Here is an 11,920-nt window from a genome sequence, read left to right as displayed (position 1 = left end):
CTGGTCCGCACGGGATCTGGCCTACTGGAGGTCGGTCCCTGACGAAGGGAGTGGACATGTCGACGATGGCCAGCGGGAGTCCGGAGCAGCGGAGCAAGGCACCGGTCGGGCCACTGCAGCGGCGGTGGTACAGCGTGCCCGAGGTGGCGGAGATGCTCGGCTACGGGCCGACGAAGGTGCGGATGATGTGCATCTCCGGCGACCTGCGCTCGCTCAAGGACGGCGGGTCCCGTCGCATCCTGCCGGCGTGGGTCGACGAGTACGTCGCCAGGCGGGCGGCCGAGGCGGAGGAGGACTGGCGGTGAGCCGCCGCGCCAACGGGGAGGGGTCGATCTACCCCTACCGCAACGGCTTCGCCGCGCACGTGTGGATCACCACCCCCGCGGGCCGCCGCCAGCGCAAGTCCGTCTACGGCAAGACCCGGGCCGAGGTCCACGAGAAGTGGCTCCGGCTGCACGAGCAGGCGCGGCGCGGACCGGTCGTCCCGGTCTCGCCCAGGCTCCGCGACTTCCTCGAGCAGTGGCTGACCGAGACCGTCCGGCCAGGACTGTCGCCGGCCACGGCGAGCAACTACGAGATGTTCTCCCGGCTCTACATCGTCCCCGACCTGGGGGATCGCAAGCTCGAGAAGCTGTCGGTCCGCGACGTCCAGACCTGGGTCAACGAGCTGCGGGTGCGGTGCCAGTGCTGCTTCCAGGGCAAGGACGCCGCGCGGACCGAGCCGCGGTGCTGCGCGCGTGGGCAGTGCTGCCACGAGGTCGCCTCGGAGTGGACGGTCCACCAGGCGTGGCGCGTGCTCCGCGGGGCACTCACCCAGGCGATGCGCGAGGAGCTCGTCTTCCGCAACGTGGCCGCGCTCGTGCGCGTGCCGGTGCCCCGGGCGAAGCGATCGGCCGTGTGGTCGGTGGACGACGCCCGGCAGTTCCTGGAGTCAGCCCGCGACGCCGGGGATGCGATGTATGCGGCCTACGTGCTGCTCCTCGTGCTCGGGCTGCGGCGGGGGGAGGTGCTCGGCCTGGCGTGGGAGGACGTCGACCTGGAGCAGGGCGAGGCCTACATCGCCTGGCAGGTCCAGCGCGTCGACGGCCAGCTGCTCCGGCGGCGGACCAAGACCCCCTCCTCGGACGCGCCGCTGCCGCTGCCGGACATCGCCCTCCGGGCCCTCCAACGGCACCGGGCCGAGGAGAACCGGCGACGGCTCGCCGCCGGAGACATGTGGGGCGACTGCGGCCTCGTCTTCACGACCCGTCTGGGCGATCCGCTCGACCCGCGCAACTTCCACACGGCGTTCAAGACCCGGGCGGGCAAGGCCGGCGTCCCGATCATCCCCGTGCACGCAACGCGGCGGACCTGCGCGAGCCTGCTCGTCGCGCTCGACGTGCACCCGCGGGTGGCGATGGCGGTGCTCCGGCACAGCCGGATCTCGATGACCATGGAGGTCTACTCCCAGGTCTCGTCGCAGGCCACGCGCGAGGCGCTGCGCCAGCTCGGCGGACGACTGGGCGGCTCGGTTGGCTAGACCCCGAACGAAGATGTCGCAGTTCGACGACAAGGGCACATGTCGCGGTACCGTGACATTTCAAGATGTCACGGATATGTGACATCTACGGTGGGGAAGTGGGTCGCATGCTCAGGACGGTCCGAGACGTCGGTGCGGCGGTGCGCCGAGCACGCCGGGAGGCCGGGCTCAGTCAGCAGGCTCTCGCGGACCGGGCGGGGGTTTCCCGCCAGTGGCTCTCCCGCGTGGAAGCGGGGAAGGGTCCCTCCGCCGAGATCGGCAAGGTGCTCGACGTCCTTGCCGCGCTCGGACTTGCGGTCGACCTGGTCACCACCCCCGTGACCGAGGCCGCGGACGATGACCCGTTTGCCGGTCTCTTCGAGGGCGGCTCGTGACGGCATTCCTGGACGTCTACCTCGACGGCGTCCTGGCCGGACAGGTCGATGAAGGTGGGGCGCACTTGGCTCGTCCGCGACGTGACCGTCGAGGACTGGGTCGCCGTCGGTCTCTCCCTAGGTCTGGAGGCGACCGAGGCCGTGGACCGCGTGGAGCGCCTGCGCACAGGCCTGCCCGAAGCGTCCTCGCAGCGGCTAAGGCCGCACCCGCGCCCTTCGCTGACGATGCCCGCCGTGTCGCCAGTGCCGTCGCTCGGCAGGTCCACCCGCGGGCTCCGCGCCTTCCACGCGCGTCTCAGGCCACCCGGAACTCGGCTGACTAGGGCTGTGAGCAGGACTCTTGGTGGGAACGCCCCGATCCCTGCTGCTGTGGGCGAGACATGTTCGCTCACTGCACATCCCACCTGCCAAATGTCTGTCATGAGTGTGTAGATTGACATTGTGGACGTCGCTATGTTCGGGAACAACAGAACCGGGACCCTCGTGCCGATCTCGGGTGTCGACCCACGATCCGGGGAGTGGACACACTCCGCATTCGTTCCCGCGCCACTGACGGAGGACCTGCCCGACGTGAGTCCTCAGACATGGATGCGGGTCGCCGACGCGCGCGCAGCCCTCGCGGCACTGGACAGCACGGCGCGTCAGCTGCCCAATCCCCAGCTGCTCCGGCGACCCTCGCTGCAGAGGGAGGCCCAGAGCACCTCGGCGCTCGAGGGCACCTACGAACCCCTGCACGCGGTGCTGACCGCCGACGACGAGGGCCCGCTGAGCCTCACGATGCGCGAGGTTCTCAACTTCGTGACGATGGCCGACTTGGCCTTCGGCTGGGTGAACCAAGGCCGGACCTTGTCCGTCCCCATGCTCGCCGAGCTGCAGCAGACGCTGGTCCGCGGCACCCCGGCGGAGAGCCCCTCGTCCGGGCAGATCAGGACGATCCAGGTCGTCATCGGGCAACGCCGGACGGCTGCCGTCGGGGAGCTCCCGGTCAAGGCCGCCCGGTTTGTCCCCCCTCCTCCCGGGTTGGACCTCGAGGCGAACGTGCGCGACCTGGTGCGTTGGATGGCCGCGGACCACAAGGAGACGATGGACCCGGTGGTCGTCTCGGCGCTCTCGCACTACCAGTTCGAGACCCTGCACCCCTTTCACGACGGCAACGGACGCATCGGCCGCCTCCTCATCGTCCTGCAGCTCTACGCCTCTGGGGTCCTCAGCGAGCCGACCCTCACGGTGTCCCCCTGGTTCGAGGCACGACGCAGCGAGTACTACGACCGCCTCCTGGCGGTGAGCTGCGCCGGCGAGTGGGACCAGTGGATCTCCTTCTTCGCCCAGGGGCTCGAGGAATCGGCGCGGACCACCCATGGGCAGATGCTGAGGCTCGTCGACGTGCAGTCCGAGCTGAAGGAGAGGATCCGCGCCTCGTCTCTGCGCGCAGACAAGGCCCACACCCTCGTCGACTACGCGGTCGCACACCCCTCCTTCACGGTGCGGCAGGTCCAACGCGACCTCGAACTCTCCTACGGCCGGGCCAACGGCCTCGTCGGTCAGCTGGTCGACCTCGGCGTCCTCTCGTCAACGGGTGAGACCTACCGCCGCCGCTTCTTCGCCCCTGCCGTCCTCGACGTCCTCCTCAGCGCCTGACGGCGTTGCAGCACGCACGTCACCCCAAACCTGCAGGTCAGGCCCATGATCGACGCGTTTGCAGCCGTACTTTGCTGGGGTACGGGCACGAAAGAGGCCCTCCCCGCGGAGCGGGAAGGGCCTCTGACCTGGGGTGGAGGCGAGGGGACTCGAACCCCTAACCCCCTGCTTGCAAAGCAGGTGCGCTACCAATTGCGCCACGCCCCCTGGACGGCCCGCTGGTCGGGAGACCGGGACCGGGGATTGTTCAGTTGTGCGGGCGGACCAGGGTCACTGGCCGCCGACGGTGTGGACGTCGTCGGTGGCCTCGGCCCACAGGTCGCGCTCGGCCTGGGTGTCCTGCATCTTCTTCAGCACGGCGATGCCGGCAGCAGCCGCGGCGAGCATGAGCAGACGCTTCATTCTGTGCCTCCGTCGGGGACGAGGTGGATGGTGCTGGTGGGCCTAACTGGACTTGAACCAGTGACCTCTGTCTTATCAGGACAGCGCTCTAACCAACTGAGCTATAGGCCCGGGGACGCGTTGCTCACGCGACGCACGAGACTACCGCATGGCGGCGAGCGCGCCCAAATCCTGGGCGAGCTCCCCGACCGGAGCGGCTACTCGTCGGAGAGCGTCACCTGCGCGCCACCGACGAGAGCGGCGCAGATGTTGTAGAGGAAGGCGGTCAGGGTGGCCAGGGCGGTGAGCAGGAAGACGTTGAGCACGCCGATCACCGCGGTCAGCGAGACCACGCGGCCGAAGCCGAGGTAGTCCATCAGGTCGAACGCCGGCCCGCCGGACTCGCCGCTGGTCACCTGGGTGAAGAAGTCGCTGACGGTGGAGAAGACGTTCATCCCCGACAGCACCGTCCACAGCAGGCCCACCATGACCACGCCGGCGATGCCGAGCGCGACCGAGACCAGGAAGCTGATCTTCAGGACCGACCAGGGGTCGATCCGCTGGGCCGTCAGCCGCACCCTGCGGGGACCACCCCGGCGCGGGGCGGGACGTCCGGCACGGGCCGGGTCGGAGGTGCGGGCGGTGTTGGTGGGGGCGGTCCGCGGTCCCGCCGGTCGCGCGGTCGAGGGGCGTCCTGCGGTCGCACCGGCCGCCGACCCCGACGCCAGACCGGCGGAGGCGCCCCGCAGCGCGCGCGCCTTGCGGGCCGCCAGGTCCCGGCCCTGGGCGGTGCGCGCCAGGGCCCCGTCCCTCATCCGGGCGGCGGTCGAACGGTCCTCCTCCGAGGCCGTCACCGTCCGTCCGCGCTCGACCCCGCGCCCGGGCCCCCGGTCCGGTCCGGACCCGTCCTCCGGCTGCACGCGAGGATGGACCTCGGTCTCGTCACCGGAGGTCGACGGGCCCGGCTGGGCGCCGTGGCTGGTGCTCATGCATCGTCTCCCGGGGGTGCGTCGCTGGTCTGACCGCTCGGCTGCTCACCGTCCGGCTCCTCCGACGGTACGCCATCGGCGACACCGGCGACATCCTCCGCGCCGTCACCGGCAGGTATGTCGTCCGCCTGCGCGTCCTCCTGCCCGGCGATCTCCTCGACCTCCTCCAGCGCCGTGCTCTCGGCGTTGCGGGCCACGGCCACGATCGAGTCGTGCTTGCCGGGATCGGCGAACCGGACCCCGGCGGTGTCCCGGCCGGTGACCCGGACCTGGTCGATGCTGGAGCGCACCACGTTGCCGCGTTCCATGACCACCAGCACCTCGTCGCCCTCGTGCACCGTGAGCGCACCGACGAGGTTGCCGCCCTTGTCGGTGGACTTGGCGACCTTGATGCCCAGACCGCCACGACCCTGCACCCGGTAGGCCGAGACCGGGGTGCGCTTCGCCATACCCGTCTCGAAGACGACGAAGACGAACGGGTCTTCGCCCTCGGGGACCACCGACATGGAGAGCAGCTCGTCCTCGCCGCGGAACTTCATCCCGGAGACGCCGGAGGTGGCCCGGCCCATCGGCCGCAGCGCCCCGTCGGTCGCGGTGAAGCGGACCGACTGGCCCTTGCGGGAGACGAGGAGCACGTCGTCCTGCGCGGAGGTCAGCTGCGCCCCGACGAGCTCGTCGCCGTCGCGCAGGTTGATCGCGATCAGACCGCCGGAGCGGGGGGAGTCGTAGTCGCCCAGCCGGGACTTCTTGACCAGCCCGTTGCGGGTGGCGAGCAGCAGGTAGGGCTCCTGCTCGTAGTCGGCGATGGTGAGCACCTGGCGGATCCGCTCGTCCGGCTGGAAGGCCATCAGGTTGGCCACGTGCTGACCCTTGCCGGTCGGCCCGCCCTCGGGGAACTCGTAGGCCTTGGCCCGGTAGACCCGGCCGGTGTTGGTGAAGAACAGCATCCACTCGTGGGTGCTGGTGATGAAGAAGTGCTCCACCACGTCGTCGGCGCGCAGGGCGGCGCCACGACGGCCCTTGCCCCCGCGGTTCTGCGGCCGGTACTCGCGCACGGGGGTGCGCTTGACGTAGCCGCCGCGGGTGATGGTGACGACCACGTCCTCCTCGGGGATCAGGTCCTCCATCGACATGTCGCCCTCGTCGGGGACGATCCGCGAGCGCCGCGCGTCGCCGTACTTGTCGACGATGGCCCCGAGCTCGTCGATGATGATCTGCCGCTGCCGCTCGGGCTTGGACAGGATGTCCTGGTAGTCCTCGATCTGGGTCTGCAGCTCGTCGTGCTGGTCGATGATGCGCTGGCGCTCCAGCGCGGCCAGGCGGCGCAGCTGCATGTCGAGGATGGCGCGGGCCTGCACGTCGTCGATGGCCAGCAGCTCCATCAGACCGTCCCGGGCCTCATCGGCCGAGGGGCTGCGGCGGATGAGGGCGATGACCTCGTCCAGCATGTCGAGGGCCTTGAGCAGGCCGCGCAGGATGTGGATCCGCTTCTCGGCCTCGTCCAGGCGGAACGTGGTGCGCCGCACGATGACCTCGACCTGGTGGTCGACCCAGTGCCGGATGAACGCCGAGACGGGCAGCGTGCGCGGCACCCCGTCGACGAGCGCCAGCATGTTGGCGCTGAAGTTGGCCTGCAGCTGGGTGTGCTTGTAGAGGTTGTTGAGGACGACCTTGGCCACGGCGTCGCGCTTGAGCACGATGACCAGGCGCTGCCCGGTGCGGCCGGACGTCTCGTCGCGCAGGTCGGCGATCCCGCCCAGGCGACCCTCGTTGACCAGCTGGGCGATCTTGCGGACCAGGTTGTCCGGGTTGACCTGGTAGGGCAGCTCGGTGACGACGAGGCACTGACGGCCGTGGATCTCCTCGACCTCCACGACGGCGCGCTGGACGATCGAGCCGCGGCCGGTGCGGTAGGCCTCCTCGATGCCCTTGCGGCCCAGGATGAGCGCCCCGGTCGGGAAGTCCGGACCGGGCACCAGCTCCAGCGTCTTGGCCAGCAGCTCCTCGCGGGTGGCCTCCGGGTGCTCCAGCAGCCACCGGGCGGCGGAGGCGACCTCGCGCAGGTTGTGCGGCGGGATCTGGGTGGCCATGCCCACCGCGATACCGGCCGAGCCGTTGACCAGCAGGTTCGGGAAGCGCGCCGGCAGCACCGTCGGCTCCTTGGTCTTCCCGTCGTAGTTGTCGGTGAAGTCGACGGTGCCCTCGTCGATCTCGCGGACCATCTCCATGGCCAGCGGCGCCATCCGGGCCTCGGTGTAGCGCGGGGCGGCCGCCCCCTCGTCGCCGGGCGTGCCGAAGTTGCCCTGCCCCGAGATCAGCGGGTAGCGCATCGACCACGGCTGCACCAGGCGCACCATCGCGTCGTAGATCGCGCTGTCGCCGTGCGGGTGGTAGTGACCCATGACGTCGCCGACGACACGCGCGCACTTGTTGAAGCCGCGGTCGGGACGGTAGCCGCCGTCGAACATCGCGTAGACCACGCGCCGGTGCACCGGCTTGAGGCCGTCACGCACGTCGGGCAGCGCGCGGGAGACGATGACGCTCATCGCGTACTCGATGTAGCTGCGCTGCATCTCCGCGTTGAGGTCGACCGCCTCGACGCGGTCGGTCTCGCCGGGCGAGCGGTCCACGGGCGCGGTCTGCGGGTCGGGGTTCTCCACCTCGACGTCCGTGTCGTCCGTGGGCAGGTCGGGGGTCTCGTCGTCAGCCATCGTTCCCTCGGTCGGTCGTGTTCAGGTCAGGTATGCGGTGCAGGCGCGGCGGCCTCGTCCCGCCGCCCGGCGCGCCTAGATGTCGAGGAAGCGGACGTCCTTGGCGTTGCGCTGGATGAAGCTGCGCCGGGACTCCACGTCCTCGCCCATGAGCACGGCGAAGATCTCGTCCGCGGCCGCGGCGTCGTCGAGGGTCACCTGGAGCAGCACGCGGGTCTCGGGGTCCATCGTCGTCTCCCACAGCTCCTGCGGGTTCATCTCGCCCAGACCCTTGTAGCGCTGCACGCCGGAGTCCTTGGGCATCCGCCAGCCCCGGTTGGTCGTGCCCTCCCGGATGAGCGCGTCGCGCTCCCGGTCGGAGTAGGCGAACTGGTGGTCGGCGTTGGACCACTTGATCCGGTAGAGGGGCGGCTGGGCCAGGTAGACGTAGCCGTGCTCGATGAGCGGCCGCATGAACCGGAACAACAGGGTGAGCAGCAGGGTCCGGATGTGCATGCCGTCGACGTCGGCGTCCGCCATCAGCACGATCTTGTGGTAGCGCGCCTTGGTGATGTCGAAGTCCTCGCCGATGCCGGTGCCGAAGCCGCTGATCAGCGCCTGCACCTCGAGGTTGGCCAGGATCTTGTCGAGCCGGGCCTTCTCCACGTTGAGGATCTTGCCGCGGATGGGCAGGATCGCCTGGGTGTGCGGGTCGCGGCCGCTGACCGCCGAGCCGCCGGCCGAGTCGCCCTCGACGATGAACACCTCGGACTTGGCCGGGTCCTTGGACTGGCAGTCCTTGAGCTTGCCGGGCAGGCCGAGGCTCTCCAGCGGGCCCTTGCGGCGGGTGGCGTCGCGCGCCTTGCGGGCGGCGACCCGGGCGTGCGCGGCGTTGACGGCCTTGCTGACGATCGCCTTGCCCTCGCGGGGGTGCGCGTCCAGCCAGGCGCCGAACCGCTCGGTCATCGCCGCCTGGACGAAGCCCTTGACCTCGGAGTTGCCGAGCTTGGTCTTGGTCTGGCCCTCGAACTGGGGCTCGCCGAGCTTGACGGAGACGACCGCGGTCAGGCCCTCGCGGACGTCGTCGCCGGTGAGGTTGTCGTCCTTCTCGCGCAAGATCTTGTTGGTGCGCGCGAAGTCGTTGACCAGCCGGGTCAGGGAGGCGCGGAAGCCCTCCTCGTGGGTGCCGCCCTCGTAGGTGTTGATCGCGTTGGCGTAGGTGTGCACCGACTCGCTGTAGGCGGCCGTCCACTGCATCGCCACCTCGAGGCTGAGCTGGCGGGCGGTGTCCTCGAGCTCGAAGGCGATGACCTCCTCGTGGATCGGCTCGGCCCGCTTGCTCTTGTTGATGTGCTTGACGTAGTCGAGGATGCCGTTCTCGTAGCGGTAGCTGACCGAGCGCTTCTTGTCGGCCTGGCTGGCCTCGTCGTCGGCGGTCTCCTCGATGGCCTCGGCGTCCTCGGTCCGCTCGACCGGCCGCTCGTCGGTCAGCGAGATGGTCAGTCCCTTGTTGAGGAAGGCCATCTGCTGCAGCCGGGCGCGCAGGGTCTCGAAGTCGAAGACGACCGCGTCGAAGATGTCCGGGCTGGGCCAGAAGGTGATCGTCGTCCCGGTGACGTCGGCCGGGATCTGCTCGTCCTTCGACAACGGAGCCTGCGGCACGCCGAGCTCGTAGGCCTGCCGGAAGACGTGGCCCTTCTGCCGGACCTCGACCTCCATCCGGTCCGAGAGGGCGTTGACGACCGAGGAGCCCACGCCGTGCAGACCGCCGGAGACCTTGTAGCCGCCCCCGCCGAACTTGCCGCCGGCGTGCAGCACGGTGAGCACGAGCTCCACCGCGGGACGCTTCTCGGTCGGGTGCAGGTCGGTGGGGATGCCACGGCCGTCGTCGATCACCCGGCAGCCGCCGTCGGCCAGCAGGGTGACCTCGACGTGGGTCGCGTAGCCGGCCATCGCCTCGTCCACCGAGTTGTCCACGACCTCGTAGACCAGGTGGTGCAGTCCGCGCTCACCCGTGGAGCCGATGTACATGCCCGGGCGCTTGCGGACCGCCTCCAGGCCCTCCAGGACCTGGATCGCCGAGGCGTCGTAGGCCGGCGCGGTGGCCAGCGACCCTGGTTCCCCTTCCTGAGGTGGTGCCGCAGGCAGCTCCGGCATCGCGGGCTCGGCAGGGATCTCGGGACCGACCTCGGGCACGGTGCTCCTCGGGTAGGGGACGTGTCGACGGCGACCGTCGACGGACAACATCCCGATCTTACCCGTTCCGCGGGCCCGAACCGGTCATCCACAGGCGTTCTGAGGGCATTCTTCGCCGATCTGGCCGCAGGACGTGCCGACGACCCACCCCCGACACGTCTCCTACCCCCTCAGCGGCCCAGACGGCGGTCCAGGCGCGTCGGCGGACGGTGGCCGGACCGGGACGGCCGCCGGACCCGCACGGATCAGCCGTAGGTGTCCCGCGGACCGCGTCCGCCCGCCGACAGCGGCCCCTTGCGCCAGGACGGACCACCGGGGCCGCGGACCACGATCTCGGTGACGACGCCGGCCCCCACCTCGGTCTCGATCCTGGCCAGCACGCTGGACAGGAGCAGCCGCATCTGCGTCGCCCAGGCGGTGCTCACCGCCCGCACGGTCAGGACCGTGCTCTCGAAGGCGACCACCTCGACGTTGGCGGCGACCTGCGCCCCCACGATCTGGGGCCACCGGCCCACGACGGAGCCCACCTGGACGTCCGCGTCCCAGCCACGGCTGGCGACGAGGCGCTCGATCTCGGCCCCGACCGGGTGCGGATCACGCTTGTCGCCCTCCTTGGGCGGGGCCTGCCCCGCGGCGCGGCGCCGGCCGGCGCCGGCGGGCGAGCCCGGGCGCAGCCCCTTGGCCCGCGCGTTGCGGCGGGCCCTGGCCAGGGCGTCGTGCGCCGCGTGCAGCGGGTCCAGCTCGGCCTTCGTCCCCTCCGCCCCGGGCTGAGGAACCTGCGGGGCCGGGTCCGCAGCACCGGCGGCCGGGACGTCGGGGGGCTGCCCGTTCACGGTTCGGTCCCGTCGTCGGACGCGGCCCGCGGCGTCACCGCTCCGAGCACCACGTCGAGCACCCGCCCGCGCGGTCCTCCACCAGGCCCGTCGAGCAGGCGGTCCGGCACGTCGTCGGCCACCGCGGCGGTCACCAGCACCTGCTCGCAGTCGGCGACTAGGTCGACCAGCCGCTCGCGACGTCCCACGTCCAGCTCGGCGAAGACGTCGTCCAGGACGAGCACCGGGTCGGTCCCCAGGTCGTGACGCAGCAGCGAGAACCCGGCCAGCCGCAGGGACAGCGCCAGGCTCCAGGACTCGCCGTGCGAGGCGTAGCCCTTGGCCGGCAGGTCGCCCAGCGTGAGCACCACCTCGTCACGGTGCGGCCCGACCAGCGAGACGCCGCGCTCCTGCTCCTGGGAACGCACCTGCTCGATCGTGTCCAGGACCGCCTGCACCACCTCCTCCTGCTCGGGCACCTCGCCCGCCTCGATCCGCTCGGCCGCGCGGGTGCCGGCGGCCAGCGAGCTGCGGTATGCCGCGTCCGCGGCGGTCTGGCTGTCGCTGATCGTGCGGTAGGACTGCGCGAGGTAGGGGCGCAGGTCGCGCAGCAGCCGCAGGCGCGCGTAGATCAGGGCGCCCCCGATCTGGGCCAGGTGGGTGTCGAAGACCGTGAGCGTGGCCAGGGCCGAGGCGCGCGCCTGCTCCAGGTCCTCCCCGGGGGCCAGCCGGGGACCCCCGCCCCGACGGCCGCGCCCCGGCTCGCGCCACAGCGACGCCCCCGAGCGCAGCAGGGCGTTGCGCTGCCGCAGCGCCCGGTCGTAGTCCGACCGCACGCCGGCCCACCGTGGCTGCCGGGCGACGAGCAGGTCGTCGAGCATCCGGCGCCGCTCGGCGGGGTCGCCCTTGACCAGCGCCAGGTCCTCCGGCGCGAAGAGGACGGTGCGCAGGGTTCCCAGGACGTCGCGCTGCCGCGCGACCGGGGAGCGGTTGAGGCGGGCCTTGTTGGCCCGGCCCGGCACCACCTCCAGCTCGACCAGCGACTCCCGGCCCTCGCGCACGACCGTCGCCCGCACCACGGCGCTCTGCGCACCGGCCCGGACCAGAGGAGCATCCTGGGCGACGCGGTGGGAGGCGAGCGTGGCCACATACCCGGCGGCCTCGACGAGGTTGGTCTTGCCCTGCCCGTTGCGCCCGAGCAGCACGGTGACCCCAGGGGCGAGCTCGACGTCCGCGGCCGGATAGCTGCGGAAGTCGGTCAGGGCCAGCCTGCTCAGGTGCACGGGGACGGCCGGGCTGCCCGTGCCCGGGCGCCGGCCGG

General features: G+C 71.2%; 10 protein-coding genes and 2 tRNA genes. 4 read left to right on the top strand and 8 right to left on the bottom strand.

The genetic code is table 11. The features are described 5' to 3' along the window. The first annotated feature begins 56 nt into the window (after positions 1 to 56). The 4 genes from DV701_RS12250 (at position 57) to DV701_RS12235 (ending at position 3,531) form a co-directional block, all read left to right on the top strand. On the top strand, positions 57 to 305 hold the full coding sequence (locus DV701_RS12250; protein WP_228255010.1) for a helix-turn-helix domain-containing protein: 249 nt from the start codon (positions 57 to 59) through the stop codon (positions 303 to 305). Further along, positions 302 to 1,519: a site-specific integrase gene (locus tag DV701_RS12245; RefSeq protein ID WP_114928606.1), complete on the top strand. Its 1,218-nt coding sequence runs from the start codon at positions 302 to 304 to the stop codon at positions 1,517 to 1,519. Before DV701_RS12250 ends, DV701_RS12245 begins: the two co-directional genes overlap by 4 nt. Positions 1,520 to 1,626: 107 nt before the next feature. Beyond that, positions 1,627 to 1,893: a helix-turn-helix domain-containing protein gene (locus tag DV701_RS12240; RefSeq protein ID WP_114928604.1), complete on the top strand. Its 267-nt coding sequence runs from the start codon at positions 1,627 to 1,629 to the stop codon at positions 1,891 to 1,893. 570 nt (positions 1,894 to 2,463) lie between these two features. Next, entirely contained in the window at positions 2,464 to 3,531 is a 1,068-nt protein-coding gene (locus DV701_RS12235; protein ID WP_228255009.1) for a Fic family protein, read from the top strand. A 134-nt stretch (positions 3,532 to 3,665) separates the two neighbouring features. Here the strand turns inward: DV701_RS12235 and DV701_RS12230 are convergent. The 8 genes from DV701_RS12230 to DV701_RS12200 all read right to left on the bottom strand — a co-directional run bounded on the left by DV701_RS12230 (position 3,666) and on the right by DV701_RS12200 (position 11,882). After that, positions 3,666 to 3,738, bottom strand: a tRNA-Ala gene (locus DV701_RS12230). 63 nt (positions 3,739 to 3,801) lie between these two features. Next, positions 3,802 to 3,933: a DLW-39 family protein gene (locus DV701_RS18815; protein WP_228255008.1), complete on the bottom strand. Its 132-nt coding sequence runs from the start codon at positions 3,931 to 3,933 to the stop codon at positions 3,802 to 3,804. A gap of 34 nt (positions 3,934 to 3,967) precedes the next feature. Further along, positions 3,968 to 4,044 (bottom strand) — tRNA-Ile (locus DV701_RS12225). 86 nt (positions 4,045 to 4,130) lie between these two features. Beyond that, positions 4,131 to 4,901: a DUF3566 domain-containing protein gene (locus DV701_RS12220; RefSeq protein WP_228255007.1), complete on the bottom strand. Its 771-nt coding sequence runs from the start codon at positions 4,899 to 4,901 to the stop codon at positions 4,131 to 4,133. Further along, positions 4,898 to 7,612 (bottom strand): DNA gyrase subunit A, encoded by a 2,715-nt coding sequence (gene gyrA / locus DV701_RS12215; protein WP_114928603.1) that lies wholly within the window; start codon positions 7,610 to 7,612, stop codon positions 4,898 to 4,900. Before gyrA ends, DV701_RS12220 begins: the two co-directional genes overlap by 4 nt. 75 nt (positions 7,613 to 7,687) lie before the next feature. After that, positions 7,688 to 9,748, bottom strand: coding sequence for a DNA topoisomerase (ATP-hydrolyzing) subunit B (gyrB, locus tag DV701_RS12210; RefSeq protein WP_114931097.1), 2,061 nt, complete (start codon positions 9,746 to 9,748; stop codon positions 7,688 to 7,690). Between the two features lie 284 nt (positions 9,749 to 10,032). Further along, on the bottom strand, positions 10,033 to 10,620 hold the full coding sequence (locus DV701_RS12205; RefSeq protein WP_114928602.1) for a DUF721 domain-containing protein: 588 nt from the start codon (positions 10,618 to 10,620) through the stop codon (positions 10,033 to 10,035). Continuing rightward, a complete protein-coding gene (locus tag DV701_RS12200; RefSeq protein WP_114928601.1) occupies positions 10,617 to 11,882 on the bottom strand; it encodes a DNA replication/repair protein RecF in 1,266 nt (421 codons plus the stop codon). The genes DV701_RS12205 and DV701_RS12200 overlap by 4 nt, the downstream gene beginning before the upstream one ends. Positions 11,883 to 11,920 lie beyond the last annotated feature (38 nt).

Origin of the sequence: Ornithinimicrobium avium (assembly GCF_003351765.1) — a bacterium.
In the GTDB taxonomy this organism is placed as follows: Bacteria; Actinomycetota; Actinomycetes; order Actinomycetales; family Dermatophilaceae; genus Ornithinicoccus; species Ornithinicoccus avius.
The sequence above is the reverse complement of the archived record's forward strand: the minus strand, read 5'-3'. Positions and strand labels throughout refer to the sequence as shown.